This is a genomic window from Microbacterium sp. (assembly GCF_031180975.1).
Lineage (GTDB): Bacteria > Actinomycetota > Actinomycetes > Actinomycetales > Microbacteriaceae > Microbacterium.
The window spans coordinates 262,556-288,619 of record NZ_JAPSLI010000005.1; the positions used below are offsets into that span (position 1 = coordinate 262,556).

A 26,064-nucleotide genomic window follows, 5' to 3' on the forward strand; every position below is an offset into this window, starting at 1 on the left:
TGGCGGCGTCCCGGTGCGCCCGCCGAAACTAGACTGGATCCATGTCCACTCAGGTTGCTCTCGTCGGCGGTTCGGGAAAACTCGGCGGGGTCATCCGTGCGGTGATCGACGAGCTCGACGGCTTCGAGGTGCACAGGATCCTCACGTCGGGCAGCGACCTGGGCGACCTGGACGGCGCGCAGCTCGTCGTGGACGCATCGACGCCTGCGGTGAGCGTGGAGGTGGTCCGTGCGGCGACCGAGCGGGGGATCAACGTGCTCGTCGGCACCTCGGGATGGTCGCAGGAGCGGATCGCTCTGGTGCGCCCGCTGGTGGAGGCGGCGGGCACCGGTGCGGTGTTCATCCCGAACTTCTCGCTCGGATCGGTCATCGGCTCGGCTCTCGCGGCCGCCGCGGCGCCCTTCTTCGAGTTCGCCGAGGTCGTCGAGGCGCACCGCGACACCAAGATCGACTCGCCCAGCGGAACGGCCGTGCGCACCGCAGAGCTGATGACCGCCGCGCGTGACGAGCAGGGGCCGTTCCGTGCGCCCCACGCCGACCAGCGCGCCCGCGGCCAGCAGGTCGCCGGCGTCCCGGTGCACTCGCTGCGACGGCCGGGCGTCATCGCCCGTCAGGAGGTGATCCTGTCCGGCGCGGGGGAGTCGCTCGCGATCGTGCACGACACCGTCGACCCGGCCACCGCCTACGCGCCCGGCATCCGACTCGCCCTGCCGTACGCCCGAGACGCCCGCGGCGTGACCGTCGGCCTCGAACACATGATCGACATCGGCATCAGGGCTCGCTCGTGAGCTCGCGCATCGCGGTCGTCGTGATGACGGCCGCCCTGCTGCTCTACCTGGTCGTCGTCGGGTGGCGCGCCGTCGCTCTGGTGACGTCCGGCGACGCGATCGCGGTCGCCATGGGTGTCGCACTCCTGGTGCTGCCGCTGATCGGCGCGTGGGCACTGGTGCGCGAGCTGCAGTTCGGCTTCGCCGCTGACCGGCTCGGCCGTGCGCTGGACGCGGAGGGCGGAATGCCGGAAGCCACGCAGCCGCTCACACCGAGCGGGCGGCTCGCGGACGCCGACGCGGAGGCGCTGCTGCGGCGCTACCGCGCCGAGGCCGAGGCGGCGCAGGGCGACTGGCGTGCCCACTTCCGGCTCGGGGTCGTCGAGGACTCCGCCGGACAGCGCCGGGCCGCGCGCTCCAGCATCCGTGCCGCGATCCGGCTGGCCCGGACGCGCCGCTGACGGCCACGCCGCACAGCGATGAGCCCCGGGTCCCATCGCGCGTGCGCGGGACCCGGGGCTCGGAAGGCGGCCGTTACGCCAGGGACGCCTCGATGGTGATCTCGACGCCGGCGAGGGCCTGCGACACGGGGCAGCCGACCTTGGCCTCCTGAGCGATCTCCTGGAACTTCTCCGGCGAGATGCCCGGAACGGTGGCGTTGACGTTCAGGTGGCTGCCGGTGATGCCGGTGCCGGGCTTGAACGTGACCGACGCCGTGGTGTTCAGTCGCTCCGGCGGGGTGCCGTTCTCGGCCAGCGCGTGCGAGAACGCCATGCTGAAGCAGGACGCGTGCGCGGCGGCGATGAGCTCCTCCGGGGTGGTGGTCGTCTCGGAGCCCTCGGTGCGGGCCTTCCAGTCGATCGGGAAGGTGCCGAGGTTCGAGGACGAGAAGGCGACCGTGCCGGAGCCCTCCATCAGGGAGCCGGTCCAGGTGGTGGTCGCTTCGCTGGTAGCGGTCATGGGGTTCCTCCAGAAGTCGCGGGGTCGCACGACGACGCACTTGTCGCGCCGTCCGGCCAGCCTACCGATGCCCCCGGACGCGAGGGAACGCCTCGGCCGGGTTTCGCGGCGGCCGTCGTGATCAGGACGCCGGACGGAGGATGCCGGACCGGCGCAGGAGCAGGTACAGCTGGCATCCCAGGCACAGCCCGAACACGGCGTTCAGGAACGCCGCGACGAACGCCGCCGCCGTCGCGATCGGCAGCGCCCACGGCACCCCGAGCAGGTGCAGCAGCAGGCCCGCGCCGACGACGAACAGGCCCACAGCCTGCGCGAAACGCGGCGGGCGGGGATCCTCGAGCTCGGCCGGAGGTGCCAGGCGCGGGCGGACCACTCCTCGGTACAGCGCCGCCCACGGGTGCGTGGCCGGCGACACCACGCCCCACAGGAACAGGCCGGCGAGCAGGACGGTGAGCAGCACGGCGGGGAGCGACGCCCTCGGGCCGCCGAGCAGGCCGAGCAGGGTCGCCACGAGCAGCAGAGCGGCGGTGATCGCGGCGGCGAAGCGTGGGCCGCGCGGGTCGATGCCGGTGGGAGGGGTCATCGTCTCTCCTCGGTTGCGGGGATGGTGGCGAGCGCCGTCACGAGGTCGTGACGGCGAGGGACGCCGTTGAAACGGGATCGGACCCGCCCGTCACGGTCGAGCACGAACGTGGTCGGAGTCTGCAGCACGTGGTAGCGGCTCGCCAGATCCGGTCGGTGCGTCAGGTCGACCTCTATGTGCTCGACCCCGTCGAGAGCGGATGCCAGGTGCGACAGCATCCGGCGCACGTGCGGGCAGCGTGCGCAGATCTCGGTGCTGAACTGCACCAGCGTCGCGCGGGAGCCGCTCAGCGGGATGTCGGCGGGGTCGACCCTGCTGCCGTCACCGGCGCGGAGCCGGCCGTCCCGCAGCCGCCACACCACGCCGACGGCGATGGTCGCCAGCAGCAGGGCGGCGACGATCGCGAGGGCGGCGGTCGGCGACATGACACGAGAGTACGTCCGCGCGACCCGTGCGGGGGTGGATGTGACGATGGATGACGACCCGGCCGGGGTATCGTGGCAGACATGAGCGCCGTCCCCACGCCCTACGAAGATCTGCTGCGCGACGTGCTGGAGAACGGCACCCACAAGGACGACCGCACCGGCACCGGGACCACCAGCGTGTTCGGGCGACAGATCCGGTTCGATCTGTCGCAGGGTTTCCCGCTGATCACCACCAAGCGGGTGCACTTCAAGTCGATCGCGTACGAGCTGCTGTGGTTCCTGCGCGGCGACTCGAACGTGCGCTGGCTGCAGGAGCACGGCGTGACGATCTGGGACGAGTGGGCGGACGCCGAGGGCGACCTCGGCCCGGTTTACGGAGTGCAGTGGCGGTCGTGGCCGACGCCCGACGGCGGCAGCATCGACCAGCTCGCGCAGGTGATCGAGCAGATCCGTGCCACACCGGACTCCCGCCGCCTGATCGTCTCGGCGTGGAACCCGGCCGACATCCCCGACATGGCGCTCGCGCCATGCCACGCGCTCTTCCAGTTCTACGTCGCCGACGGCAGGCTGTCGTGCCAGCTCTACCAGCGCAGCGCCGACCTCTTCCTGGGCGTCCCGTTCAACATCGCCTCGTATGCGCTGCTGACGTTGATGGTGGCGCAGCAGACCGGTCTGGAGCCTGGCGACTTCGTCTGGACCGGAGGCGACTGCCACATCTACGACAACCATGTGGCGCAGGTGCGGGAACAGCTGACGCGCGAGCCCTACCCGTACCCGACGCTGCGGTTCGCCAGGACGCCGGACTCGATCGTCGACTACCGGTACGAGGATTTCATCGTGGAGGGCTACCAACACCACCCCGCGATTCGCGCGGAGGTCGCGGTATGACGTGGATCGGACTGGTCTGGGCGGAGGCCCACGGCGGTGTGATCGGCGCGCAGGGCGGGATGCCGTGGCACGTGCCCGAGGACCTCGCGCACTTCAAGGAGGTCACCCTCGGTGCACCGGTCGTGATGGGTCGCAAGACCTGGGACTCGCTGCCCGAGCGGTTCCGGCCCCTGCCGGAGCGGGAGAACGTCGTCATCACACGCCAGCAGGACTGGAGCGCCGAGGGGGCTCGGCGTGCCGCGAACGTCCAGGACGCGCTGCGCGGCCTGGAGCGGGCGTGGGTCATCGGCGGCGCCGAGATCTTCCGCCAGCTGATCGGGGAGGCCGACCGGCTGGAGGTCACCGAGCTGGATGTGGACGTCGAGGGCGACGCGTTCGCGCCGTCCAAGGCCGGCTGGCGCGTGGTCGACGAGGGGCCGTGGCAGACCTCGCGATCCGGCATCCGCTACCGCTTCCTGGGCTACGAGCGCTGATGCCCACCGCGCTCATCACCGGCGCGAGCGCCGGACTCGGCGCGGAGTTCGCCCGCCGACTGGCCGCCCGCGGCGCCGACCTCGTGCTGGTCGCTCGCGGCGTCGAGGCGCTCGAGGCGCTGGCCGGAGAGCTGCGCGAGCGGCACGGCGTGGCCGTCGAGGTGATCCCCGCCGACTTGTCCGTCGCCGATGAGGTCGACCGGGTGGCCGAGCGCCTCGCGGATGCGGCCGCGCCGGTCGACCTGCTGGTGAACAACGCCGGCTTCGGCCTGCCGCTCACCTTCGCCGACAACGACATCGATGACGAGGTGCGCCACCTGCGGGTGCACGTCGAGGCGACGATGCGGCTGATGCACGCCGCGCTGGGCACCATGCGCGGCCGCGGCGGGCGCATCATCAACGTCGCATCCGTCGCCGGCTTCATCTCCCGTTCCACGTACTCGGCGTGCAAGTCCTGGGTGATCGGCTTCAGCCGCTGGGCCAACGACGAGTACGCCCGGGACGGGGTGAGCGTCACCGCGCTGTGCCCCGGGTTCACGCACACGACGTTCCACGAGCGGATGGGGCTGGCCGTCGGCGAGGAGGGCCTGCCTGCCTTCGCGTGGCTCGACGCCGAGGACGTGGTGCGCGCAGGCCTCCGCGACGCCGCCCGCGGCAAGGCGGTCTCGGTGCCGTCGCTGCGCTACAAGGCGGCGGTGCTGCTCACCCGTGTGCTGCCCCGATCACTGGTCTCCGCGGTCGCCCGGCGCGGGCGCGTCTGACACCTGGAGGGACGATGACGAAGGAAGAAGCGCGGGGCCGGGAGCGGCGGCAGACGCCCGGAACGAGCTTCACCGCGCCGCCGCCGTTGGGGGCCGACGCCCCCCTGGTCGACGAGGACGAGCTCGGGACGATCTGGGGTCATGACGCGACGCGGCGAGCCGCGTGGGCCCGTGAACTCCTCATGCGCGCGGCGGCCGATCGAGGACAGCCGTACGATCGCTCGACTGTGCGGTACGCGGTCACGCGGGGGCCGGAAGAACTCGCGGCGGTCTGGCACGACGGCGGCGAGACGGTGTTCGTGGCACCGGACGGGTCGGTGCTCCGCTCGCCGTCGGGACGCTTCGACCCCGATACCTACAGGGCGTTCCTCGGTGGCATGCGGACGCCCGTGGCCGATTTCGGTCCACCGCCGCCCGTCACGGGTCCTGTCTCACGAGCGGATCTCGCAGCGCATGCCGAGCACCTGGCGCGACGGGCCGCGCTCGACGTCCTGCCTCGGGGCGCAGCCGACCTGCTCGCGATCGGTGATCGGGAAACGTACTGGCGGGTGCGGGAGGAGGACGGAGAACTCCTGGCGTTCCGCTTCGATCGGGGCTCTCACAGCGAGATCGCACGCTCGCGGGAGCCGGCGGTCATCCTGGACGCCCTGGAGCGCGCGCTGTTTGGGACCCAGTGACGGGGATTCGAGGGGTGAGCGCGGCGGTCAGGGACCGGCGTGACGGCAGCCGACGGCGTGATCGCCGCCTCGAAACGATACGCTGAGAGCATGACGCACACGGGCAACCCCTTCGGACAGGTTCTCGTCGCGCTGGTCACGCCGATGACCGCCGACGGCGAGGTGGACTGGCCCGCGGTCGAGAAGCACATCGACCGGGTCATCGCCGACGGTGCGGACGGCATCGTCGTCACCGGCACGACGGGGGAGACCTCGACCCTGACGGATGCCGAGAAGCTGCGCCTCGTCGAGGTCGGCAAGGACGTCGCCGGCGGCCGCGCGAAGATCATCACGGGCGGAGGCTCGAACGAGACCGCGCACGCGATCGAGCTGTACAAGGCCAGCGAGAAGGCCGGCGCGGACGGCATCATGATCGTCACGCCGTACTACAACAAGCCCACGCAGGCCGGCATCCTCACCCACTTCCGTCTCGTCGCCGACGCCACCGACCTGCCGGTGATCCTGTACGACATCCCCGGCCGCACCGGCGTGCCGATCAAGTACGAGACGATCCTGCGGCTCGCCAAGCACCCGAACATCCTCGCCGTCAAGGACGCCAAGGGCGACTTCAGCGAGGTCAGCCGCGTGCTCAACCAGACCGACCTGATGTACTTCTCCGGCGACGACGCGAACGTGCTGCCGCACCTGTCCATCGGCGCGACCGGCCTGATCGGCGTCACCGCCAACATCACGTCCGCGCCGTACCGCACCATCGTCGACGCCGTGAACCGCGGCGACCTGAAGGCCGCAACCGCCGAGCACAAGCGGCTCGAGCCGCTGGTCCGCGCGGTGATGACGCACGTGCCAGGCACGGTCTCGGCGAAGTACATCCTGCACGGCCTCGGCCGCATCGGCAGCCCCCGCGTGCGGCTTCCGCTGGTCGGCCCGGAGGAGTGGGAGGCGGCGATCATCGAGGACGAGCTCGCACTCGTGACGGACGTCCCCGGCGCCGACTTCTCCAACTTCCGTCCCGACCGCAACGCCGCCGCAGGCGGCGCCCTGCCGAAGGTGCACGGCACCACCCGATGACGCGAACGCGCTGACGCCACGACGGGCACGGAGCTGCCCCACTGAGGAGACGAATGTCCATCCCCATCGCCGACCCCGAACAGCTCGAGAAGGGCACGCTCCGCGTCACCCCGCTGGGTGGACTCGGCGAGGTCGGCCGCAACATGACGATCTTCGAGTTCGACGGCAAGATCCTCGTCGTCGACTGCGGCGTGCTGTTCCCCGAGGAGCACCAGCCGGGCGTCGACCTGATCCTGCCCGACTTCGAGCCGATCAAGGACCGCCTCGACGACATCGTGGGCGTGGTGCTCACACACGGGCACGAGGACCACATCGGCGCCGTCCCGTATCTGCTGCGCCTGAAGAGCGACATCCCCCTGATCGGGTCGGGGCTGACGCTCGCCCTCGTCGAGGCGAAGCTCAAGGAGCACCGGATCCGCCCGTTCACCCTCACCGTCAGGGAGGGTCAGCAGGAGCGGGTCGGGCCGTTCGACCTCGAGTTCGTCGCCGTGAACCACTCCATCCCGGACGCCCTGGCGGTCGCGATCCGCACTCCCGCGGGTCTCGTGCTGGCCACCGGCGACTTCAAAATGGATCAGCTGCCGCTCGACGGCCGCATCACCGACCTGCGCGCCTTCGCGCGACTCGGCGAGGAGGGCGTCGACCTGTTCCTGGTGGACTCCACCAACGCCGACGTGCCGGGCTTCACCCCGACGGAGCGCTCCATCGGCCCGGTCCTCGACCAGGTGATCGGCAAGGCGCCCCGCCGCGTCATCGTGGCGAGCTTCTCCAGCCACGTGCACCGCGTGCAGCAGGTGCTCGACGCCGCGCACGCGCACGGGCGGCGGGTCGCACTGCTCGGGCGCAGCATGGTGCGGAACATGACCATCGCCGCCGACCTCGGCTACCTCACCGTGCCCGAGGGTGTGCTGATCGACTACAAGAAGGCCCGCGACCTCCCCGACGACCGGATCGTGTACATGTCGACAGGGTCGCAGGGCGAGCCGATGGCGGTGCTGAGCCGCATGGCGAACCTGGACCACGCCATCGAGGTCGGCGAGGGCGACACCGTCATCCTCGCGTCCAGCCTGATCCCGGGCAACGAGAACGCCGTCTACCGCGTGATCGACGGACTCACCAAGCTCGGCGCGAACGTCGTGCACAAGGCCAACGCCAAGGTGCACGTCTCCGGTCACGCGGCCGCCGGTGAGCTGCTGTACTGCTACAACATCCTGAAGCCGCGCAACGTGCTGCCGGTGCACGGCGAGTACCGGCACCTCATCGCCAACGCGAAGCTCGCCCAGGACACCGGCATCCCGGAGGAGCGCACGATCATCGCGTCCAACGGCACCGTCATCGACCTGAAGGACGGGGAGGCGCGCGTTGCGGGTCAGCTCGACCTCGGGTTCGTCTACGTGGACGGCTCGACGGTGGGTGAGATCACCGAAGCCGACCTGAAGGACCGCCGCATCCTCGGCGAGGAGGGCTTCGTCTCCGTCATCGTCGTGGTCGACTCCGCCACCGGACGCATCATCTCCGGACCCGAGATCCACGCCCGCGGTGTGGCGGAGGACGACGCGGTGTTCGATGATGTCGCCCCGAAGATCGTCGCCGCGCTCAAGGAGGCCGCGGGCAACGGCGTGCGCGACAGCCACGCACTGTCCCAGATCGTCCGGCGCACCATCGGCCGGTGGGTCAACCAGAAGCTCCGCCGCCGGCCGATGATCGTGCCGCTCGTGATCGAGGCCTGACCGGGCCCGATCGCCGCGGAAAGCCGCGTCACTACGGGTCGGCGTCCGCGCACGGGCGTAGCGTGGAGGCATGCCCAGGAGCACCACGAAGTCCGCGCGCGCCGCTGAGAGCACGCCGTCGCGCCCGAAGCGGCAGACGGCCTCGAAGAGTCCCGCCAAGGCGGCTCCTGCGCCCAAGCGGTACATCGACGAGAGCGAGCGCCCCGCCCTCGCCGTGCGGATGTGGCTCGGCGTCGCCCACGGCGTGGGCGGGCTGTTCCGCGCGTTCGGGCCGGAGACCCTGGAGAAGGACCAGCGCCGCGACGGCTTCCCGTTCCTGCTCGTCCTGCTGGCGTGCATCGGCGCGGTGGTGGAGTGGTTCTTCATCGGCGAGCCGATCGCGCAGACCATCAGCGCGTACAGCTGGGGCGGGCTGATCGGGCGCACCGCGTTCGTGCTTCCCGTGCTGCTGCTCCTGCTGGCGGGCTGGCTGTTCCGGCATCCGTCGTCGGTGCACGACAACGGCCGAATCGGCATCGGCTTCGGCCTGTTCGTGCTCGCGCTGGCAGGCTTCTGCCACGTCGCCTCCGGAGCCGTGAACAGCCTGGGCGCGATCGTGCGGCCCCAGCCCAAGGAGGGTATGCCGGCGCTGAGCGCGGCCGGTGGCCTGTTCGGCTGGATGCTGGGGGAGCCGCTGGCGTTCCTCACGCCCGTCGTCGCGTACATCGTGCTCGGCCTGCTCGCCGGGCTCAGCATCCTGATCCTCACCAAGACACCGCCGAACCGCATCGGCGCACGCCTGGGCGACCTGTACGCGTGGATGTTCGGCGCCGAGCAGCCGCTGCGGCCCGCCCCGGCCGAGACGGATGCCGCGGAGGAGGACGCCGAGAAGGACGACTCGCTGCCGTGGTGGCGACGCAACAAGACCGGCCGCGAGGAGGACCCCGACGAGGGCGCCGACTCCCAGGCCGTCACCGCCCTGCTCGAGGAGCCGGGCACGAAGGCGGCGTACGACCAGGCGGTCATCGTGGACGACGCACCCTACGACGCCGCCACCGAGGTGCTCACCGACGTGAGCGCGCTCACCGACATGCTCGACGAGCAGAACTCCACCGCGCTGCTCGACGACTCCGGCTCGACCGGGGAGCTGCCGGGGCTGGACGGCTTCGGCACCGACGGCCCTGGGGAGCGCGGACCGCAGCCGCCCGCCGCACCGTACGTGCTGCCCTCGCCCGCTCTGCTCAGCGAGGGTCCGCCTTCGGTCGCGCGCTCGGAGGCGAACGACCGCGTCGTGCAGCAGATCACCAACGTGCTCAGCCAGTTCAACGTGGACGCGAAGGTCACCGGGTTCTCGCGCGGGCCGACGGTGACCCAGTACGAGGTCGAGGTCGGACACGGCGTCAAGGTCGAGAAGATCCTGCAGCTGAGCAACAACTTCGCCTACGCCGTCGCCTCGAACGACGTGCGCATCCTGTCGCCGATCCCCGGCAAGAGCGCGATCGGCATCGAGATCCCGAACTCCGACCGCGAGAAGGTCGCGCTCGGCGACGTGCTCCGCTCTCCGGCCGCCCACAAGAGCACCCACCCGCTCACGATCGGCGTGGGCAAGGACGTCGGCGGCAACTTCGTCGTCGCGAACCTCGCCAAGATGCCGCACCTGCTGGTCGCCGGCTCCACCGGGTCGGGAAAGTCCAGCTTCGTGAACTCGATGATCACGAGCCTGCTCATGCGCGCCCGCCCGGCCGACGTGCGCATGGTGCTGATCGACCCGAAGCGCGTGGAGCTGACCAGCTACGCCGGCGTGCCGCACCTGATCACCCCCATCATCACGAACCCGAAGAAGGCGGCCGAGGCGCTGCAATGGGTCGTGAAGGAGATGGACATGCGGTACGACGACCTCGCGTCGTTCGGGTTCCGCCACATCGACGACTTCAACCGCGCGGTCCGCGCCGGCGAGGTCGAGGTGCCCCCGGGCAGCGAGCGGGTCCTCAAGCCGTACCCGTACCTGCTGGTCGTGGTGGACGAGCTCGCCGACCTGATGATGGTGGCGCCGCGTGACGTCGAGGACTCGATCGTGCGCATCACCCAGCTGGCGCGCGCCTCCGGCATCCACCTCGTCCTCGCCACCCAGCGGCCGAGCGTGGACGTCGTGACGGGCCTTATCAAGGCGAACGTGCCGTCACGTCTGGCGTTCGCCGTCACCAGCGTCACCGACAGCCGCGTCATCCTCGACAGCCCCGGTGCCGACAAGCTGATCGGTCAGGGCGACGCCCTGTTCTCGCCGATGGGATCGTCGAAGCCGTTCCGCCTGCAGGGCGCGTGGGTCGAGGAGAGCGAGATCGACGCGGTCGTCAAGCACGTCACGCGTCAGGCCCGGCCGGAGTACCGCCCCGACGTGCAGGAGGCGGTCGAGGGCAAGAAGAAGGAGGTCGACGAGGACATCGGCGACGACCTCGAGCTGCTGCTCGCGGCGGCCGAGCTCATCGTCACGTCGCAGTTCGGCTCCACCTCGATGCTGCAGCGCAAGCTCCGCGTCGGCTTCGCGAAGGCGGGTCGATTGATGGACCTGCTCGAGTCGCGCGAGATCGTCGGCCCGTCCGAGGGCTCGAAGGCCCGCGACGTGCTCGTCACCGCCGAGCAGCTGCCCGGTGTGCTGGCACGACTGCGGGGGGAGGACGCACCGACGCCCGCACCGGCCGCCCCCTCCGCGGCGCCGACAGCGGCATCCTCTGCCGATCCGTACCCGCGCGACCCGCTCGAGGAGCAGTACGACGGACTGCCCGTCGTCGAGCAGAGCGGCGACGAGGACGCCTGGGGACTGACGGGACGCGACTGATGGCCATCCCACAACAGCTCCCGAACGCGATCACGATCGCGCGCATCCCGCTCGCGATCGTCTTCTTCGTCATCCTGCTGCTCGGCGGAGCCTTCGGCCTCGAGAACATCGGGCTGCGGTGGGCGGCGGGTGCGCTGTTCGTGTTCGCGATCTCGACCGACTGGGTGGACGGCTACCTCGCACGGCGGTACGACCTGGTCAGCGACTTCGGCAAGCTGTGGGACCCGATCGCCGACAAGCTGCTCACCGGCGCCGGATTCCTCGGCCTCGCGGTGCTCGGCGAGGTGTGGTGGTGGCTGGTCGTCGTCATCCTGGTGCGCGAATGGGGCATCACGATCCACCGCTTCGTCGTGGTGCACGAGCGCGTCGTCGCGGCGGCCTGGATGGGCAAGCTCAAGACCCTCGTGCAGTCCGTCGCGCTCGGCTGGGCGCTGCTGCCGCTGCACTTGCTGGTCGGGATGCCGGTGTGGGTCGTCACCACGCAGGTGCTGATGGTCATCGCCCTTGTGCTCACCGTCGCCAGCGGCATCGACTACGTCGTCGCGCAGGCGCGCGGCGGGGGCAGCCGCGGCCGCTCATGACGGATGCCGGCGCACTGCTCACGGCGCTCCGGGAGCGGGGCTGGACGCTCGGCGTGGCGGAGTCGCTGACCGGCGGCGCCGTGTCGGCGGAGATCGTCACCGTGCCGGGTGCGTCCGCGTCCCTCCTCGGCGCAGTGGTCGCCTACGCCACTCCGGTCAAGCACAGTCTGCTGGGAGTGGACGCCGCGGTGCTCGACGCCCACGGCCCTGTTCATCCCGACGTCGCACTGCAGATGGCGCTCGGCGTTCGCGTGGCGGTCGCCGTGGATGGGATCGCCGCGGACGTGGGCCTCGCCACCACCGGGATCGCGGGACCGGACTCCCCGGACGGCCAACCGGTCGGCACCGTGCACATCGGCGTCGTCACGCCCGTGCGGCAGAATGTGCGTTCGTTCGTGTTCGGCGGCGATCGCGCGGATGTCAGGGCGCAGGCCGTGTCGGCCGCGATCGCGTTCGCGCGCGAGCTGGTCGCGGAATAGGGCCGGGCCACTCGCCGTTAAGAATGATGTGCTGATCCACACGCCACCGGCAGAACGACTCACAACCGAAGCACAGGCAGAAACACTAGATTCGACGACGTCCCATCGGGTTAGACTGGCGATCCACTCGGATCGTCATCCGGGACACACGACGGAGGGGAGGCTCTGATGATCCTTGTACGACAGGAGATCGGCGACGTGCTCCGTGACCTCCGTCTGCAGAAGGGGCGCACCCTTCGACAGGTCGCCAGCAAGGCGTCCGTCGCACTCGGCTACCTCAGTGAGGTGGAGCGCGGGCAGAAGGAGGCGTCCAGCGAGATCCTCGCTTCGGTCGCAGAGGCCCTCGACGTTCCCATTTCCACCATCATGCGCGAGGTCGGAGACCGCATCTCCGTTCTCGAGGGCCTGCACGCCTTCCCGGATGTCGTCCCCGACGACCTGGTGGCGTCGGTCGAGCCCGAGCTCTCGCTGCACTGACGTCACGAGCACGACGACATGCGGCGCAGCGAGTTCCTGCGCGCGGTGGACGACGAGTTCGGCTCCCGCGCGAACGCGCTGACCCACGACCTGATCCTCGGTGCGCTCGGACGCACGGCGGTCGAGGCCCTCGACGCCGGCGTCCCTCCGCGCGACATCTGGCTGGCGTTGTGCGAAGAGACCGACGTGCCCGCTGAGCGGCGGTACGGCGTGGGGCGGATGGAGCCGCGCAAGCGCTGACGCCCGCCGGATCCCGGCGTGTCGTCGAATCTCTGTTCGAAATCGGCGTATCGTTCTGCACAAGTGGTCTCGACGCGATTTCCATCCACAGCGGGCGGATCCGCCGACACGATGTCGGTGGCCCCTCCTACGGTGAAGGACGTGGCACCGAGCCATACGCCTTGTCGAAGAGCACTCCCCGCCCGGGGAGGCCGCGACAGCCTACAGGCGGCAGCAACCGATCATTGAGGAGCACGTCATGCCATCCACAGACGACCGCGAGAAGGCTCTGGATTCCGCGCTCGCGCACATCGAACGACAGTTCGGCAAGGGCTCGATCATGCGGCTGGGCAGCGACGAGCGCGCCCCGGTCGAGGTCATCCCCACGGGTTCGATCGCACTCGACGTGGCCCTCGGCATCGGTGGACTGCCCCGCGGGCGCATCATCGAGATCTACGGGCCGGAATCATCCGGTAAGACCACCCTGACCCTGCACGCGATCGCCAACGTGCAGCGCGCCGGGGGCATCGCCGCGTTCATCGACGCCGAGCACGCGCTCGACCCCGAGTACGCCAGGAAGCTCGGCGTCGACATCGACCAGCTCCTCGTCTCCCAGCCCGACACAGGTGAGCAGGCGCTCGAGATCGCCGACATGCTGATCCGCTCCGGCGCGATCGACCTCGTCGTCATCGACTCCGTCGCCGCTCTGGTGCCCGAGGCCGAGATCAAGGGTGAGATGGGCGACTCGCACGTCGGCCTGCAGGCACGACTGATGTCCCAGGCGCTGCGAAAGCTCACCGGTGGGCTGAACCAGACCAAGACGACCGCCATCTTCATCAACCAGCTGCGCGAGAAGATCGGTGTGTTCTTCGGCTCGCCCGAGACCACCGCCGGCGGTAAGGCGCTGAAGTTCTACGCCTCCGTGCGCCTGGACATCCGCCGCATCGAGACCCTGAAGGACGGTGCCGAGGCGGTCGGAAACCGCACGCGCGTCAAGGTGGTCAAGAACAAGATGGCGCCGCCGTTCAAGCAGGCCGAGTTCGACATCCTGTACGGCGTCGGCATCTCCCGCGAGGGCAGCCTGATCGACTTCGGCGTGGAGCACGGCATCGTGAAGAAGTCCGGTGCCTGGTACACCTATGACGGCGACCAGCTCGGTCAGGGCAAGGAGAACGCCCGCAACTTCCTGCTGCGCAATGAGGACGTCGCTCTGGCGATCGAGGCGCAGATCAAGGAGAAGATGGGCATCGGTGCGAAGGCCGCCGAGGACGCACCGGCTGACGAGCTGGCGCAGCGCCGGCCGGCCTGATGACTCCGAGGAGCGGGGGCGAGGAGTCCGGCGACGGCCACCTCGCCCCGGTGATCCCGCTGTTCGGTGGTGCAGACCGCCACGGGCGATCGCGAGCGGTCGACGACGCTGGTCCGCGCCGTGCGCACCCTGCCGGGTCGGACGTGCACGGCGCGCCTCCGCAGGATTCCGACCGTGGCGGTGCTACTGAGTTCGAGCCCGACGCGCCGTCGGCCCGAAGCTCGCAGCCTGAGGAGCCAAGCGCACTGCGTGTCCTCGGGCGACGGATCGCTGATCCCGTCGCGGCACCCTCCGATGATGCGTCGGACGAGCCCGATCCCGCCGAGGTGCGCAGGGATGCCGAGGAGGCGCTGGTGCGCAAGCTGCGCGGGCGTGCGCTGTCGGTATCCGAGGCACGCGCGGTGCTGCGCGAGCACCGTCTGCCGCGAGATGAGATCGAGGACGTGATCGACGACTTCTCCCGTCGCGGCTACATCGACGACCGCACCCTGGCGACGCTTCTGGTCACCAGCGGGGTGGAGCGCAAGAAGCAGGGACGTGTCGCACTGGCGCGGACACTGGCGCAGCGCGGCATCCCGCGTGAGATCGTCGACGAGACGCTGTCCGAGCTTCCCGACGATGACGCGGAGCGCGCGCTCGAGTTCGCCCGTTCGAAAGTCGGCGCGATGTCCCGGCTCGACCCCGAGGTCGCCAAACGGCGCCTGGCCGGACAGCTCGCCCGTCGCGGCTTCCCCGGCGACGTGGTGTCCTCGACGGTGCGCACCGTGATCGCCGAGCAGTTCTCGACGCGTCGCGGGTCGGGTGTCCGCTTCGAGTAGTGCGGGCCTGCCCTGTGCGCGTGTGACGGCTCGTAGAATGGCTTGATCATGACCTCTCCCTCCTCCGAGCCGACGACGATCGCGCCGTCGCCCGCCGCCATCCGGCCGGACGGCCGCGCCCGCACCTACGAGGTGCGCACCTTCGGCTGCCAGATGAACGTGCACGACTCCGAGCGGCTGTCCGGGTCGTTGGAGAGCGCCGGCTACGTGCGCGCCGCCTCCGACGAGGACGCCGACATCGTCATCATCAACACGTGCGCTGTCCGCGACAACGCCGCGGGCAAGCTGTACGGCACGCTCGGGCATCTGAAGTCCCGCAAGGACAAGCACGAGGGCATGCAGATCGCCGTCGGCGGCTGCCTGGCGCAGATGGACAAGCAGGCCGTCCTCGACAAGGCGCCCTGGGTCGACGTCGTCTTCGGCACGCACAACATGGGCTCCCTTCCCGGGCTGCTCGAGCGGGCGCGGCACAACGGCGAGGCGGAGCTCGAGATCCTCGAGTCGCTGGAGATCTTCCCCTCCACGCTGCCCACCAAACGCGATTCCGCGCACAGCGGCTGGGTGTCGATCTCGGTCGGCTGCAACAACACCTGCACGTTCTGCATCGTGCCGAGCCTGCGCGGCAAGGAGAAGGATCGTCGCCCGGGCGACATCCTGAACGAGATCCGCCTCCTGGTCGAGGACGGCGCGATCGAGGTCACCCTGCTCGGACAGAACGTCAACTCCTACGGCGTCGAGTTCGGCGACCGGCAGGCGTTCGGCAAACTGCTGCGCGCCGCCGGTGAGATCGACGGGCTGGAGCGGATCCGCTTCACCAGCCCGCATCCCGCGGCGTTCACCGACGACGTCATCGACGCGATGGCCGAGACCCCTGCGGTGATGCCGCAGCTGCACATGCCGCTGCAGTCCGGCAGCGACAGGATCCTGCGCGCGATGCGCCGCTCCTACCGCAGTGACCGCTTCCTCGGCATCCTCGACCGGGTCCGGGAGCGGATCCCGCACGCCGCCATCACGACCGACATCATCGTCGGCTTCCCCGGCGAGACCGACGAGGACTTCGAGGACACCCTGCGGGTCGTCGAACAGGCGCGGTTCTCCGGGGCGTTCACGTTCCAGTACTCGATCCGCGAGGGCACCCCGGCGGCGACCATGGAGAACCAGGTGCCGAAGCACGTCGTGCAGGAGCGCTACGACCGCCTCATCGCGCTGCAGGAGCGCATCTCGTTGGAGGAGAACCAGAAACAGGTCGGCCGCGAGGTAGAGGTGCTGGTCTCGGTGGGCGAGGGCAAGAAGGATGCCGAGACGCACCGGCTGACCGGTCGCGCCGAGGACAACCGTCTGGTGCACTTCGAGGTGACGCCCGGTTCCGAGCTCCCGCGCCCCGGCGACGTCGTGACGGTGAAGGTCACGCACGGGGCTCCGTTCCATCTGCTCGCCGACGATCCGACCGGCGCACCGCTGCGCATCCGCCGCACCCGCGGCGGCGACGCGTGGGACCGTGCACAGGCGGAATCGTGTGCCGTCCCGGCCCCGGCCGGCGAGCCTGGCACGCCGCGGCCGGTGTCGCTGGGGCTGCCCACCCTTCGCGTCGGCGTGTGACCGGCTCCGTTCGCCGTCGAGACCCCGTGGTGACGCCGACACCCCGAGTTGTCGGCGTCGCCGCCGCAGGGTGTCGGCGTGAAGCCGGGGCGTCGGCGAGCGGGGGCGCGTGAGATGCCGCGCCTGTGGGCCGTGGTCGGCGCGACCGGCACCGGCAAGAGCGATCTCGCCCTCGACCTCGCCGAGGCGCTGCGCGCCCGCGGCAACCCCGCAGAGATCGTCAACGCCGACGCCATGCAGCTGTACCGCGGCATGGACATCGGCACCGCGAAGCTCCGCTCCGACGAGCGCCGCGGCATCCCGCACCACCTCTTCGACGTCCGCGACGTGACCGAGGACGCGGCCGTCGCCTGGTACCAGCCGCTGGCACGCGCAGCGATCACCGACATCACTCGGCGCGGTGGCGACGCCGTCCTGGTCGGCGGTTCTGGGCTGTACGTCTCGAGCGTCATCTTCGACTTCCGCTTCCCGCCGCGTGACGCCGACCTGCGCGCACGACTGGAAGCCGAACTGGCCGAGCACGGTCCCGGCGCGCTCTTCGAGCGGCTGGCTCGACTCGACCCCGTCACCGCCGCGCGGATCGATCCGAAGAACGGTCGCCGCATCGTGCGTGCGCTGGAGATCGTCGAGCAGGGGAGTGCCACGCACGGCGCCGCGCTCCCCGAGCAGCCCGTGTTGTGGCATCCGCGCACTCGCATCGTCGGGATTCAGGCTCCGCGCGACCAGCTGGTGCATCGCCTCGACAGACGTGTGGAGCGGATGTGGCGGGACGGGATGCTGGACGAGGTCGCACGACTCCGAGACGCGGGCCTCGAACGCGGCACCACCGCCTCCCGGGCGATCGGCTACGCGCAGGCTCTGGCTCAGCTGCGCGGCGAGAAGACCGAGCAGGAGGCGATCGCTGAGACGCAGGCGCTCACCCGCCGCTACGCCCGCCGTCAGGTCTCGTGGTTCAAACGCTATCCCGATGTCACCTGGCTCGCTTCCGGCGCGGCCGATGCGGTCGGCCTGCTGCGCGACTGAGAGCCGGATGTCGGTGGCCAGGCGCAGCATGGACCCATGACCACCCACTACTTCACCGCGTCCAGCCTCGACGGCTTCATCGCCACCCCTGAGCACTCGTTGGACTGGCTGCTGAAACAGGACTTCGACACGCGCGGACCGATGGCGTATCCGGCATTCATCGAGCAGATCGGTGCACTCGCCATGGGAGCCTCCACGTACGAGTGGGTGCTGGCGCACGACGAAGGATGGAGCTACCGCCAGCCCGCCTGGGTGTTCAGTCATCGTGAGCTGCCGGTTCCCGACGGTGCCGACGTCCGCTTCGCGCGCGGAGATGTGCGCGAGGTGCACGCGGCGATGACGGAGGCGGCCGGTGATCTCGACCTGTGGGTGGTCGGCGGGGGAGAACTCGCCGGTCAGTTCGCGGACGCCGGGCTGCTCGATGAGATCTGGGTGCAGTTCGCTCCTGTGACACTGGGTCAGGGGGCGCCGCTGCTGCCGCGCGCCCTCGACCTGGAGCTGGTGGACGTCGCGCGGAACAGGGCGTTCCTGTGCGGACGGTACCGGGTGCTCGGCGCTCTCTAGACTGTTGCCATGGTCGCATTCACCAAGGGGCACGGCACCGGCAACGACTTCGTCATCATCGACGACCCGGATGGCGCCCTCGACCTGCGTCCCGAGCAGGTGGTGGCGCTGTGCGACCGTAACTTCGGCGTCGGGGCAGACGGCGTGCTGCGGGTGGTCCGCTCGGCGGCGATCCCCGAGGGTGCCGCCGCTCTCGCGGAGGAGCCCGATGCCGAATGGTTCATGGACTACCGCAACGCGGACGGTTCGATCGCCGAGATGTGCGGCAACGGCATCCGGGTCTTCGCCCACTACCTCCTCCGGTCCGGGCACGCGTCGCTGGAAGCGGGGTCGACGCTCCCCATCGGCACGCGCGCCGGCGTCCGCGACGTGATGCGCTCCGAGACCGGCTACCAGGTCGATCTGGGCCGCTGGCGTCTCGCCGGAGGTGAGCCGTTGGCCAGGGCTGCCGGCCTGTCCGTCGCCCGTCCCGGGCTCGGCATCGACGTGGGAAACCCGCATGTCGTCGTCGCGCTCGCCTCCGATGAGGAGCTTGCCGGCCTGGACCTCAACCCGACGCCGATCCTCGACCCGGCTCCCGTCGACGGCGCCAATGTCGAATTCGTGGTGCCGGGGGAGCCGCTGGTACGTGACGGTGTCGGACACGTGCGCATGCGCGTGCACGAGCGCGGCGTCGGAGAGACCCTCAGCTGCGGCACGGGGGTCGCCGCCACCGCCCTCGCGGTGCGCTACTGGGCAGGGGAGCGCGCCCCGCATTCGTGGCGTGTGGAAGTGCCGGGCGGCGTGCTCGGCGTGCGGATGTTCCCGGCCGAGGACGGCGAGCACGTCGCGCTGTCCGGACCGGCTCAGCTGGTCTACCGCGGCGAGATCGACTTGGTCTGATGGCGGTTCCCGACGACATCCGTCTCGTCATCTTCGACTGCGACGGAGTGCTCGTCGACAGTGAGCGGCTGTCCGTCGAGATCGATCGGCGGGTGCTGTCCGACCTGGGCTGGGAGCTCACCCGCGGCGAGATCGTGCACCGCTTCGTCGGCCGCTCGAACGCACACTTCCGCGCGGAAGTGGAGGCGCACCTCGGGCGTGAACTGCCGGAGGATTGGGAGGCCCCATATCAGCGTTGGTACATCGAGGCGTTCGAGCGCGAACTGCGCGCTGTGCCGGGCGTCGAGGCAGCACTGGACGTCATCAGCGCTCCGACGTGCGTCGCGTCCAGCGGCACGCACGAGAAGATCAGGATGATGCTCGGGCACACGGGGTTGCTGCCGCGTTTCGAGGGACGCATATTCAGTGCGGTAGACGTCGAGAACGGCAAACCCGCCCCGGACCTGTTCCTGCACGCTGCAGCGAACCTGGGAGTGGCTCCCGAGTACTGCGTCGTGATCGAGGACAGCCGCTTCGGCGTCGAGGCGGCACGCGCGGCGGGGATGCACAGCTTCGGCTTTGCCGGCGGGCTCACCCCGGCATCCTGGCTGGCAGGGGAGAACACCACGGTGTTCGACGACATGGCCGATCTCCCCGGGCTGCTCGGAATGAGGACCCCGGGCTGACGCATCGGGACCGGCGTCAGGCGCCGGGAACCGCGATCGGCGCGGTCGGCGGGGTCCCGTGCCGGCGGACCCGCAGCACCCGATAGCCCTTGCCTGTCGCGGCCCGGAACACGCTGTAGCCGGGGCTGAACGTGGCGGCCATCCAGCGCTGCAGCGAATCGGCGCCGAGATTGCGCTGCACGACCAGCCAGGCGTCGCTGCGCTCGTCGAGCCGCGGGATCCAGCGTTCCAGCATGCTGTGCAGCTCGTTCTTGCCGACACGGATCGGCGGATTCGAGCGGATCGTGCGGAACGTCACCGTCTCGGGAACATCGTCGGGCTTCACGGCGTTGACATTGGTGAGGCCGAGAGCCTCCGCGTTGCGCCGGGTCAGATCCAGCGCTCGCTCGTTCACATCGACAGCCCACACGGTCGCGTGTGGGGAAGACAGCGCCATCGTCAGACTGATCGGCCCCCAGCCGCAGCCGAGGTCGAGGAAATCGCCCCCCGGCGGAAGCGGCGGCATGTTCGCGAACAGCACGGCGGTTCCGGCGTCCAGGCGGTCAGGACTGAACACGCCACCGGCAGTGGTGAGTTCCAGGTCCCTGCCTGCCAGGGTGACGTGGATCGTCCGCAGGTTCTCCGCACTTGCCGGGGCCGCACTGAAGTAATGGTCGGACGGCATGGAGCGAGCGTACCGGACCGCGGGGGCTAAGGTTAAGGCGCGTTGCAGAGAAGGCAGATTCAGGACCGGATGACGAAACCCACCGACGACAACAACACATCGGATGCACTCGATCGGGTGCTCGCCCACGCCGAGCCGCGCACGCAGGCGCGGGTGTTCGGTGGCGCCCAGGCGCTGCAGGACGAAGCGACCGCGACGCACACCGACGCCGACGGCGCGCAGTGGGATCTGGACGACCGCCACGCGCTGCGCCGCGTCGTGGGTCTGTCGACCGAGCTCGAGGACGTCACCGAGGTCGAGTACCGCCAGCTGCGCCTGGAGAACGTGGTCCTCGTCGGGGTGTACCCGCAGGGTGCACAGGAGGACGCCGAGAACTCGTTGCGCGAGCTGGCGGCCCTCGCGGAGACGGCGGGCGCGGTCGTGCTCGACGGTCTGCTGCAGCGCCGCCCGCACCCGGACCCGGCGACCTATCTCGGCCGCGGCAAGGCGCAGGAGTTGAAGGACATCGTCGCTGCCGCCGGCGCGGACACCGTCATCGCCGACACCGAGCTCGCGCCCAGCCAGCGGCGTGCCCTGGAGGACGTCGTGAAGGTGAAGGTCATCGACCGCACCACCGTCATCCTGGACATCTTCAGCCAGCACGCCAAGAGCCGCGAGGGCAAGGCCCAGGTCGAGCTCGCCCAGCTCGAGTACCTCCTGCCGCGGCTGCGCGGTTGGGGTGACTCGATGAGCCGCCAGGCCGGTGGGCAGGTCGGCGCCGGCGGCGCCGGTATGGGCTCACGCGGCCCCGGTGAGACCAAGATCGAGCTGGATCGTCGCCGCATCCGCACGCGCATGGCGCAGCTGCGCAAGCAGATCCGCGAGTTCGCGCCCGCCCGTGAGGCCAAGCGCGCCGAGCGCAAGCGCAACACGATCCCGTCCGTCGCGATCGCCGGGTACACCAACGCCGGCAAGTCCAGTCTGCTCAACGCGCTCACCAGCGCCGGCGTGCTGGTCGAGAACGCGCTTTTCGCGACGCTGGATGCCACGGTGCGCCGCTCCGAGACATCCGACGGCCGCGTGTACACGCTGACCGACACCGTCGGATTCGTGCGCAACCTGCCGCACCAGCTCGTGGAGGCGTTCCGTTCCACGCTGGAGGAGGTCGCTCAGGCCGACCTGATCGTCCACGTGGTCGACGGTTCGCACCCCGACCCGGCGGCGCAGCTGCAGACCGTGCGGGACGTGATGGGCGACGTGGGCGCCCGCGACCTTCCCGAGATCGTCGTGTTCAACAAGGCCGACCTGGTCAGCGAGGACGACCGGCTGGTGCTGCGCGGTCTCGCGCCCGATGCGCACTTCGTATCGTCGCGCACGGGGGAGGGCATCGCCGAGCTCCGCGCGGAGATCGAGCGGCGTCTGCCGATGCCGGCGATCGAGGTGCATGCGCTCGTCCCGTATGACCGCGGGGAGCTCGTCTCGGCCATCCACGAGACCGGGGTGCTGCTGTCGGCGACGCATGAGGAGGGCGGCACCGCCATCCACGCGCACGTGTCGGAGCGGCTGGCGGCGGAGCTCGCCCCGTACACGATCAGCTCGCCCTGAAGCGCGCCTCCACCGTCGCCGACACGGTGATGTCCTCGCCCTGGAACTGCATGCCGACGGCATCCGCCTGCATCGCGAGTTCGGCGAACCGGCTGGATTTCGGCGCCGGACCGGGGCCGGTGGAGATCAGTCCGCGATCGGCGACCTCCAGCGGGGTCACCGTGTCGAGACCCAGGGCGCGGGCGTAGGCCTGCGCCCTGGCCACCGCGACCCTCACGGCCTCGGCCGCCACCTCCTGCTCCACGGTGGCGGTCGTCTCCGGCGTGAGCCACCAGTCGGTATGGCCGATCTCGACCCCGGGCCACGACGAGATCTCGGTGGCCCACAGGGACAGCTCCGAGGTGTCCCCGAAGGTCGCGGTGAAATCCACCGTCGCGCGGTAGACCGGGGCGAGCCGCTCTCCGTCCGCGTTCCAGGGCCGTTCGCCGCGGACGTCCAGGCGCTTGCTGTTCCACTCCAGGATGCTGCCCGACCTGTTCCGCTGTTCGATACTCTCACGCACGGGCGCCGCCAGCGCCAGGGCCCGCTCGACCACTTCGGCGTGCTGCGGCCCGTCGGCCGACACGGACAGGCTCGCGGTGGCACGCTCCGGTGATACTTCGGTGGTGTGCTCGCCGCGGACGGTGATGATGACCTCGCTCATGGCAGGACTCTACGCCCGCGATTGCCGGCGTGGCATCGCTCGATACCGTCCGGCGCGGCGGGAATGGCGTGCCGCACGAATACGTTGTAACCTGTGATGCTCGGGTGCTCCGGCATCCGTTTGGCAAGTCAACAGAGTGACAGCGGCTCCTTCGCAAGAAGGTCCACGGGGCTGATCGGTTTCGACGGCGCCTGTGAATCGACGAGAAGCGGGCCGAGGATGCAGGGTTATCTCGTGAACGCTCCCTGCAAAACAATAAGTGCCAATGCTAAGCGCACTGACTTCGCCCTCGCTGCCTAAGCGAGCCCGATAGTCCGTCAGACCGTATGTGATTCCGGTACGGATCCTGGCGTCATCTAGGAATCTTGCTGCGTGACGGCGCCTGGACGTCACGCGGGACTCTTCCCAGGCTGGGCCTGTCGACTTAGGTGTCTGTGACAAAGGTCGGGGCCGAGCAGAACGTCTGCACAGACTGCGCCCGGAGAAGGCGTCGAGACTCAGCGTCGGACGGGGGTTCGATTCCCCCCAGCTCCACCAGCCGTTGTCATTCAGACAGAGGCCCGCCTCCCCGTGGAAACACCGGGGAGGCGGGCCTCTGTCGTCTCCGCGACGCCGCGCTGACGGTGAGCGATCCGCTGATCTCAGCGTGGCCGGAGGCCGTCCATGGCCGCTGTCAGCACGACGTCGGCGAGCTGCTCGGGCGGCACGGGGCCGTCGGGGCGATACCACTCGACCAGCGAGTTGATCATGCCGAACACCAGCCGGGTGGCGACACCGGCATCCAGATCGGCGCGGACGAGCCCTTCGGCCTGCGCCTCGCGGACCAGTTCGGTCACCCGGTGGTCGAACCGTCGCCGTCGCTCGAGCGCGACGACCTCGAGGGGGCTGTTGCCGCGCAGGCGGAGCAGCAGCGTCACCTCCGCCTCCTGCTCTGTGAGCACGCGCACGGCGCCGCGGATGATCCCGGCGAGGCGCCGCGCGGGAGTGTCGAGCGCCAGCGCCTGCTCCATGGCGGCTTCGAGGCCGCCCAGCGCGCTCTCCAGCGCCACTTCGAGGATCTGCTCCTTCGAATCCACGTGGTGGTAGAGCGCGGATTTGGTGAGCCCCAGGCGTCGGGCCAGGTCCGACACCGATGTCGCCTCGTAGCCCTGCTCGTTGAACAGGGTCACCGCCGCCCGCAGCACATCGTCACGGGCGTGACCGGGGCGACCGCGCCGGGGCGTGCGCGCAGCCGATGTGCTCATGGAGTCCCTCCGATCCTGTGCACCAACCTAGCGTTTCCGCTTCATGCGCGGCGTGAGGCGTGCCGCAGCGGCCGGGCGTCGGCCCGGGCTAAGCTGGAGGGGTTATCCGAAGATCTGGAAGGCCTCGACGTGTTCGACTTCATCGTGTTCCTGGTTCTGTTCGTCGGCGGGATCGTCCTGTTCGGGATCGCGCACGAGCTGCCGGCCGCTCAGGGCCTCGTCTTCACCGCCGGCATCATCGCGGTCAGCCTCTCTCTGGCCTGGGTGATGCGACAGGCCGGGTCCGCGACCCGTCGCGTCGACTCGTGGAACCGTCGCCAGGAGTGATGCTCCACCTTCTGCGGTGAGGGGCGTTCCGGCATCCGGTTCGAAGCGGATGCCGGTCAGGGCCACTCGATGAGCAGCAGGCTCTGCTTGGTGTCGGCGAACTTCACCCAGCCGTCGCCGAACTCGTAGGTCATCCCGTAACCGTCCTCGTCGGTGGCGAGCGCGACGGCGGGGTCCTCGGTGAGATACGTGCGGTCCTCTTCGACCGAGCGCACCCACCCCTCCTGCACCAGGTGCTGCTGGGCGGTGACAGCCGTGCTCTCGTCGATCGGAGCCCACGCGTACATCTGCCCGTGATCGGAGGGCGTGTCGTAGTCCGACCACATGCACATCAGCCCGCCCTCGAGCACGGTTTCGCCGATGCGGAACTCCTCGGCCTTGGCCGTCCATCCCTGCCCGGTGAGTGCCTCGACGGTCCCCGGCGAGATGATCGTCTCGCACGTCGGCTCGGCGGCCGGCGCCTCGGGCTCGGGCGTGCTCGGAGCGGTCGTCACGACGGGCGCCGGCTGCTTCGAGCGCGTGCTGGTGGGTTTCGGGGCCGGTGCGGCCTGCGTGGCCGCGCACGCCGACAGCGCGGCGGCCGTCAGCAGCACGCCGAGGGCGAGGGGGATGCGTCGGTTCATCGTCTTCCGGAGGGGTGGGGCGGGTCACGCCGAAGCGGCGCCGCGGAACAGATCGAGGAAGTGCTCGTGGAGCACGCCGTTCGTGGCGAGGGCGGAGAGGGAGGACAGAGTGTCCGCTCCGTCGAACGCGGTCATCCTGCCGCCGGCTTCCCGCACGATCGGCACGGCCGCGGCGATGTCGTACTCCTTGACGTCGAACTCGGCGACCATCTCGAGGCGCCCCTCGGCGAGCATCATGTAGCTGAACACGTCGCCGTAGGCACGGTCGCGCCACACGCGGTCCGCCAGGGCCAGCAGCTCGCGGGTTCGCCCGGCATCCGTCCACTGGGCGATGCTCTGGAAGCTCACGCTGGCGTCGTCGAGGCTGTCGACCGTAGAGACGCGCAGGCGTCGAGCGGCGGACGGGGTCGCGGTCCAGGAGCCCTGCCCCTCGGCAGCCCACCAGCGGCGCCCGAGAGCGGGCATGCTCACGACGCCGACCAGGGGGCGGCCGTCGACTGCGAGTGCGATCATCGTGCCCCACAGCGGCACTCCGCGAAGGAAGTTGGCGGTGCCGTCGATCGGGTCGATGATCCACTGCCGCCGCGTGTCGCCCTGCGAGCCGAATTCTTCGCCGAGGATGCCGTCGGCGGGGCGCTCCTGCGACAGCAGAGCGCGGATGGCCCGCTCGGTGGCGAGATCGGCATCGGTCACGTGCGAGCGGTCGGCCTTGGTCGAGATCTCCAGGTCCGCGGCATCGAAGCGCGGGAGGGACTGCGCGTCGGCAGCGTCGGCGAGGCGGAGCGCCAGGGCGAGGTCGTCGTCGAGCGCGGGGGAGAAGGTCACCCTTACGAGGATAGTCGGGAGCCGTCGGCGGATGACGTCGTGCAACGCGCCCGGATGCGCCAGGATTTGGCGGCGCACCCCGCTGCTGGTAACGTAATTCCTCGGTCAGGGAACACTCCCGGGCCATGCACCTCTAGCTCAATCGGCAGAGCAACTGACTCTTAATCAGTGGGTTCAGGGTTCAAGTCCCTGGGGGTGCACGGAATCGCCTCGAAGACTCTCGCCAGTCTTCGGGGCTTTTTCATGTCCTCGCGGCACCGCCGCCGGGTTATCGGCAAGAAAGTGTGGACGGGTCGGGCGTGTCATGATCGTCCTGCCCACCCGGTTCTGAGCCAGAGGCCCTCGCCGGCGTCGAGTCCGGTGTCGTAGAGTGCGGGCCCGACGCGCTCTT

30 protein-coding genes, 1 tRNA gene and 1 other RNA gene are annotated in these 26,064 nt (G+C 70.0%); 24 read left to right on the forward strand and 8 right to left on the reverse strand.

Features of this window, described 5'->3' with window-relative positions; translation table 11 throughout:
* The first annotated feature begins 41 nt into the window (after positions 1-41).
* Positions 42-788 (forward strand): 4-hydroxy-tetrahydrodipicolinate reductase, encoded by a 747-nt coding sequence (gene dapB / locus RIF65_RS09365; RefSeq protein ID WP_309065258.1) that lies wholly within the window; start codon positions 42-44, stop codon positions 786-788.
* A complete protein-coding gene (locus RIF65_RS09370) occupies positions 785-1,228 on the forward strand; it encodes a hypothetical protein (RefSeq protein WP_309065259.1) in 444 nt (147 codons plus the stop codon). Before dapB ends, RIF65_RS09370 begins: the two co-directional genes overlap by 4 nt.
* Positions 1,229-1,301: 73 nt before the next feature.
* Here the strand turns inward: RIF65_RS09370 and RIF65_RS09375 are convergent, their stop codons facing one another.
* The 3 genes from RIF65_RS09375 to RIF65_RS09385 form a co-directional block, all read right to left on the reverse strand.
* On the reverse strand, positions 1,302-1,727 hold the full coding sequence (locus tag RIF65_RS09375; protein WP_309065260.1) for an OsmC family peroxiredoxin: 426 nt from the start codon (positions 1,725-1,727) through the stop codon (positions 1,302-1,304).
* A 121-nt stretch (positions 1,728-1,848) separates the two neighbouring features.
* On the reverse strand, positions 1,849-2,310 hold the full coding sequence (locus RIF65_RS09380) for a DUF4395 domain-containing protein (protein ID WP_309065261.1): 462 nt from the start codon (positions 2,308-2,310) through the stop codon (positions 1,849-1,851).
* Positions 2,307-2,735, reverse strand: coding sequence for a TlpA family protein disulfide reductase (locus tag RIF65_RS09385; RefSeq protein WP_309065262.1), 429 nt, complete (start codon positions 2,733-2,735; stop codon positions 2,307-2,309). Before RIF65_RS09385 ends, RIF65_RS09380 begins: the two co-directional genes overlap by 4 nt.
* Before the next feature lie 81 nt (positions 2,736-2,816).
* Here RIF65_RS09385 and RIF65_RS09390 point away from each other — a divergent pair, with 81 nt between their 5' ends.
* The 18 genes from RIF65_RS09390 (at position 2,817) to RIF65_RS09475 (ending at position 19,763) form a co-directional block, all read left to right on the forward strand.
* Positions 2,817-3,623, forward strand: coding sequence for a thymidylate synthase (locus RIF65_RS09390; RefSeq protein ID WP_309065263.1), 807 nt, complete (start codon positions 2,817-2,819; stop codon positions 3,621-3,623).
* Positions 3,620-4,096, forward strand: coding sequence for a dihydrofolate reductase (locus tag RIF65_RS09395; RefSeq protein ID WP_309065264.1), 477 nt, complete (start codon positions 3,620-3,622; stop codon positions 4,094-4,096). Before RIF65_RS09390 ends, RIF65_RS09395 begins: the two co-directional genes overlap by 4 nt.
* Complete coding sequence (locus tag RIF65_RS09400; protein ID WP_309065265.1) at positions 4,096-4,857, forward strand: SDR family NAD(P)-dependent oxidoreductase; 762 nt, start codon at positions 4,096-4,098, stop codon at positions 4,855-4,857. Before RIF65_RS09395 ends, RIF65_RS09400 begins: the two co-directional genes overlap by 1 nt.
* A 14-nt stretch (positions 4,858-4,871) precedes the next feature.
* Positions 4,872-5,534: a hypothetical protein gene (locus RIF65_RS09405; RefSeq protein WP_309065266.1), complete on the forward strand. Its 663-nt coding sequence runs from the start codon at positions 4,872-4,874 to the stop codon at positions 5,532-5,534.
* Between the two features lie 90 nt (positions 5,535-5,624).
* Positions 5,625-6,602: a 4-hydroxy-tetrahydrodipicolinate synthase gene (gene dapA, locus RIF65_RS09410; protein WP_309065267.1), complete on the forward strand. Its 978-nt coding sequence runs from the start codon at positions 5,625-5,627 to the stop codon at positions 6,600-6,602.
* A gap of 53 nt (positions 6,603-6,655) precedes the next feature.
* Positions 6,656-8,332 (forward strand): ribonuclease J, encoded by a 1,677-nt coding sequence (locus tag RIF65_RS09415; RefSeq protein WP_309065268.1) that lies wholly within the window; start codon positions 6,656-6,658, stop codon positions 8,330-8,332.
* 70 nt (positions 8,333-8,402) lie between these two features.
* Positions 8,403-11,147, forward strand: coding sequence for a DNA translocase FtsK (locus tag RIF65_RS09420; protein WP_309065269.1), 2,745 nt, complete (start codon positions 8,403-8,405; stop codon positions 11,145-11,147).
* Positions 11,147-11,728 carry a CDP-diacylglycerol--glycerol-3-phosphate 3-phosphatidyltransferase gene (gene pgsA / locus RIF65_RS09425; RefSeq protein ID WP_309065270.1) on the forward strand — a complete coding sequence of 194 codons (582 nt, stop codon included), beginning with the start codon at positions 11,147-11,149 and terminating at the stop codon, positions 11,726-11,728. The genes RIF65_RS09420 and pgsA overlap by 1 nt, the downstream gene beginning before the upstream one ends.
* Complete coding sequence (locus tag RIF65_RS09430) at positions 11,725-12,207, forward strand: CinA family protein (RefSeq protein ID WP_309065271.1); 483 nt, start codon at positions 11,725-11,727, stop codon at positions 12,205-12,207. The genes pgsA and RIF65_RS09430 overlap by 4 nt, the downstream gene beginning before the upstream one ends.
* Before the next feature lie 168 nt (positions 12,208-12,375).
* Positions 12,376-12,684 (forward strand): helix-turn-helix domain-containing protein, encoded by a 309-nt coding sequence (locus tag RIF65_RS09435; RefSeq protein ID WP_309065272.1) that lies wholly within the window; start codon positions 12,376-12,378, stop codon positions 12,682-12,684.
* Between the two features lie 18 nt (positions 12,685-12,702).
* Positions 12,703-12,924, forward strand: coding sequence for a DUF3046 domain-containing protein (locus RIF65_RS09440; protein WP_309065273.1), 222 nt, complete (start codon positions 12,703-12,705; stop codon positions 12,922-12,924).
* Positions 12,925-13,162: 238 nt separating this feature from the next.
* Entirely contained in the window at positions 13,163-14,212 is a 1,050-nt protein-coding gene (gene recA, locus RIF65_RS09445) for a recombinase RecA (protein WP_309065274.1), read from the forward strand.
* A gap of 353 nt (positions 14,213-14,565) precedes the next feature.
* The gene (locus tag RIF65_RS09450) at positions 14,566-15,030 is read left to right on the forward strand and encodes a regulatory protein RecX (protein ID WP_309065275.1); all 465 of its coding nucleotides are present in this window, start codon (positions 14,566-14,568) and stop codon (positions 15,028-15,030) included.
* Between the two features lie 48 nt (positions 15,031-15,078).
* Positions 15,079-16,629 carry a tRNA (N6-isopentenyl adenosine(37)-C2)-methylthiotransferase MiaB gene (gene miaB / locus RIF65_RS09455; RefSeq protein WP_309065276.1) on the forward strand — a complete coding sequence of 517 codons (1,551 nt, stop codon included), beginning with the start codon at positions 15,079-15,081 and terminating at the stop codon, positions 16,627-16,629.
* 114 nt (positions 16,630-16,743) lie between these two features.
* Positions 16,744-17,652 (forward strand): tRNA (adenosine(37)-N6)-dimethylallyltransferase MiaA, encoded by a 909-nt coding sequence (gene miaA / locus RIF65_RS09460; RefSeq protein ID WP_309065277.1) that lies wholly within the window; start codon positions 16,744-16,746, stop codon positions 17,650-17,652.
* A 36-nt stretch (positions 17,653-17,688) separates the two neighbouring features.
* Positions 17,689-18,216, forward strand: a complete 528-nt coding sequence (locus RIF65_RS09465) for a dihydrofolate reductase family protein (RefSeq protein ID WP_309065278.1) — start codon at positions 17,689-17,691, stop codon at positions 18,214-18,216.
* Positions 18,217-18,225: 9 nt separating this feature from the next.
* Positions 18,226-19,098: a diaminopimelate epimerase gene (dapF, locus tag RIF65_RS09470; protein WP_309065279.1), complete on the forward strand. Its 873-nt coding sequence runs from the start codon at positions 18,226-18,228 to the stop codon at positions 19,096-19,098.
* A complete protein-coding gene (locus RIF65_RS09475) occupies positions 19,098-19,763 on the forward strand; it encodes an HAD family hydrolase (RefSeq protein WP_309065280.1) in 666 nt (221 codons plus the stop codon). Before dapF ends, RIF65_RS09475 begins: the two co-directional genes overlap by 1 nt.
* Positions 19,764-19,779: 16 nt before the next feature.
* Here RIF65_RS09475 and RIF65_RS09480 read toward each other — a convergent pair whose 3' ends face one another.
* On the reverse strand, positions 19,780-20,427 hold the full coding sequence (locus RIF65_RS09480) for a class I SAM-dependent methyltransferase (RefSeq protein WP_309065281.1): 648 nt from the start codon (positions 20,425-20,427) through the stop codon (positions 19,780-19,782).
* Positions 20,428-20,496: 69 nt separating this feature from the next.
* Between RIF65_RS09480 and hflX the strand changes: the two genes are divergently transcribed.
* Positions 20,497-22,011 carry a GTPase HflX gene (gene hflX, locus RIF65_RS09485; RefSeq protein ID WP_309065282.1) on the forward strand — a complete coding sequence of 505 codons (1,515 nt, stop codon included), beginning with the start codon at positions 20,497-20,499 and terminating at the stop codon, positions 22,009-22,011.
* Here hflX and RIF65_RS09490 read toward each other — a convergent pair.
* Positions 21,998-22,654: an SIMPL domain-containing protein gene (locus tag RIF65_RS09490; RefSeq protein ID WP_309065283.1), complete on the reverse strand. Its 657-nt coding sequence runs from the start codon at positions 22,652-22,654 to the stop codon at positions 21,998-22,000. The genes hflX and RIF65_RS09490 overlap by 14 nt on opposite strands.
* Positions 22,655-22,821: 167 nt before the next feature.
* Between RIF65_RS09490 and ssrA the strand changes: the two genes are divergently transcribed.
* Positions 22,822-23,191, forward strand: a transfer-messenger RNA (tmRNA) gene (ssrA, locus tag RIF65_RS09495).
* Positions 23,192-23,295: 104 nt separating this feature from the next.
* On the opposite strand, the gene RIF65_RS09500 is transcribed toward ssrA, so the two are convergent.
* Positions 23,296-23,898, reverse strand: a complete 603-nt coding sequence (locus RIF65_RS09500) for a TetR/AcrR family transcriptional regulator (protein WP_309065284.1) — start codon at positions 23,896-23,898, stop codon at positions 23,296-23,298.
* Between the two features lie 129 nt (positions 23,899-24,027).
* On the opposite strand from RIF65_RS09500, the gene RIF65_RS09505 reads away from it, so the two are divergent.
* Positions 24,028-24,225, forward strand: a complete 198-nt coding sequence (locus RIF65_RS09505) for a hypothetical protein (RefSeq protein WP_309065285.1) — start codon at positions 24,028-24,030, stop codon at positions 24,223-24,225.
* Between the two features lie 56 nt (positions 24,226-24,281).
* Here RIF65_RS09505 and RIF65_RS09510 read toward each other — a convergent pair whose 3' ends face one another.
* Positions 24,282-24,848, reverse strand: a complete 567-nt coding sequence (locus tag RIF65_RS09510; protein WP_309065286.1) for a hypothetical protein — start codon at positions 24,846-24,848, stop codon at positions 24,282-24,284.
* 24 nt (positions 24,849-24,872) lie between these two features.
* Positions 24,873-25,673 (reverse strand): histidinol-phosphatase, encoded by an 801-nt coding sequence (gene hisN, locus RIF65_RS09515; protein WP_309065287.1) that lies wholly within the window; start codon positions 25,671-25,673, stop codon positions 24,873-24,875.
* A 127-nt stretch (positions 25,674-25,800) separates the two neighbouring features.
* On the opposite strand from hisN, the gene RIF65_RS09520 reads away from it, so the two are divergent.
* Positions 25,801-25,873 (forward strand) — tRNA-Lys (locus tag RIF65_RS09520).
* The last annotated feature ends 191 nt before the right edge of the window (positions 25,874-26,064 follow it).

Bases quoted from the DNA above. Each gene is read 5' to 3' on its own strand.
- dapB (WP_309065258.1), top strand. From the start codon at position 42: ATGTCCACTCAGGTTGCTCTCGTCGGCGGTTCGGGAAAACTCGGCGGG.
- RIF65_RS09375 (WP_309065260.1), bottom strand. From the start codon at position 1,727: ATGACCGCTACCAGCGAAGCGACCACCACCTGGACCGGCTCCCTGATG.
- RIF65_RS09380 (WP_309065261.1), bottom strand. From the start codon at position 2,310: ATGACCCCTCCCACCGGCATCGACCCGCGCGGCCCACGCTTCGCCGCC.
- RIF65_RS09385 (WP_309065262.1), bottom strand. From the start codon at position 2,735: ATGTCGCCGACCGCCGCCCTCGCGATCGTCGCCGCCCTGCTGCTGGCG.
- RIF65_RS09390 (WP_309065263.1), top strand. From the start codon at position 2,817: ATGAGCGCCGTCCCCACGCCCTACGAAGATCTGCTGCGCGACGTGCTG.
- RIF65_RS09395 (WP_309065264.1), top strand. From the start codon at position 3,620: ATGACGTGGATCGGACTGGTCTGGGCGGAGGCCCACGGCGGTGTGATC.
- RIF65_RS09400 (WP_309065265.1), top strand. From the start codon at position 4,096: ATGCCCACCGCGCTCATCACCGGCGCGAGCGCCGGACTCGGCGCGGAG.
- RIF65_RS09405 (WP_309065266.1), top strand. From the start codon at position 4,872: ATGACGAAGGAAGAAGCGCGGGGCCGGGAGCGGCGGCAGACGCCCGGA.
- dapA (WP_309065267.1), top strand. From the start codon at position 5,625: ATGACGCACACGGGCAACCCCTTCGGACAGGTTCTCGTCGCGCTGGTC.
- RIF65_RS09415 (WP_309065268.1), top strand. From the start codon at position 6,656: ATGTCCATCCCCATCGCCGACCCCGAACAGCTCGAGAAGGGCACGCTC.
- RIF65_RS09420 (WP_309065269.1), top strand. From the start codon at position 8,403: ATGCCCAGGAGCACCACGAAGTCCGCGCGCGCCGCTGAGAGCACGCCG.
- pgsA (WP_309065270.1), top strand. From the start codon at position 11,147: ATGGCCATCCCACAACAGCTCCCGAACGCGATCACGATCGCGCGCATC.
- RIF65_RS09430 (WP_309065271.1), top strand. From the start codon at position 11,725: ATGACGGATGCCGGCGCACTGCTCACGGCGCTCCGGGAGCGGGGCTGG.
- RIF65_RS09435 (WP_309065272.1), top strand. From the start codon at position 12,376: ATGATCCTTGTACGACAGGAGATCGGCGACGTGCTCCGTGACCTCCGT.
- RIF65_RS09440 (WP_309065273.1), top strand. From the start codon at position 12,703: ATGCGGCGCAGCGAGTTCCTGCGCGCGGTGGACGACGAGTTCGGCTCC.
- recA (WP_309065274.1), top strand. From the start codon at position 13,163: ATGCCATCCACAGACGACCGCGAGAAGGCTCTGGATTCCGCGCTCGCG.
- miaB (WP_309065276.1), top strand. From the start codon at position 15,079: ATGACCTCTCCCTCCTCCGAGCCGACGACGATCGCGCCGTCGCCCGCC.
- miaA (WP_309065277.1), top strand. From the start codon at position 16,744: ATGCCGCGCCTGTGGGCCGTGGTCGGCGCGACCGGCACCGGCAAGAGC.
- RIF65_RS09465 (WP_309065278.1), top strand. From the start codon at position 17,689: ATGACCACCCACTACTTCACCGCGTCCAGCCTCGACGGCTTCATCGCC.
- dapF (WP_309065279.1), top strand. From the start codon at position 18,226: ATGGTCGCATTCACCAAGGGGCACGGCACCGGCAACGACTTCGTCATC.
- RIF65_RS09475 (WP_309065280.1), top strand. From the start codon at position 19,098: ATGGCGGTTCCCGACGACATCCGTCTCGTCATCTTCGACTGCGACGGA.
- RIF65_RS09480 (WP_309065281.1), bottom strand. From the start codon at position 20,427: ATGCCGTCCGACCATTACTTCAGTGCGGCCCCGGCAAGTGCGGAGAAC.
- hflX (WP_309065282.1), top strand. From the start codon at position 20,497: ATGACGAAACCCACCGACGACAACAACACATCGGATGCACTCGATCGG.
- RIF65_RS09490 (WP_309065283.1), bottom strand. From the start codon at position 22,654: ATGAGCGAGGTCATCATCACCGTCCGCGGCGAGCACACCACCGAAGTA.
- RIF65_RS09500 (WP_309065284.1), bottom strand. From the start codon at position 23,898: ATGAGCACATCGGCTGCGCGCACGCCCCGGCGCGGTCGCCCCGGTCAC.
- RIF65_RS09510 (WP_309065286.1), bottom strand. From the start codon at position 24,848: ATGAACCGACGCATCCCCCTCGCCCTCGGCGTGCTGCTGACGGCCGCC.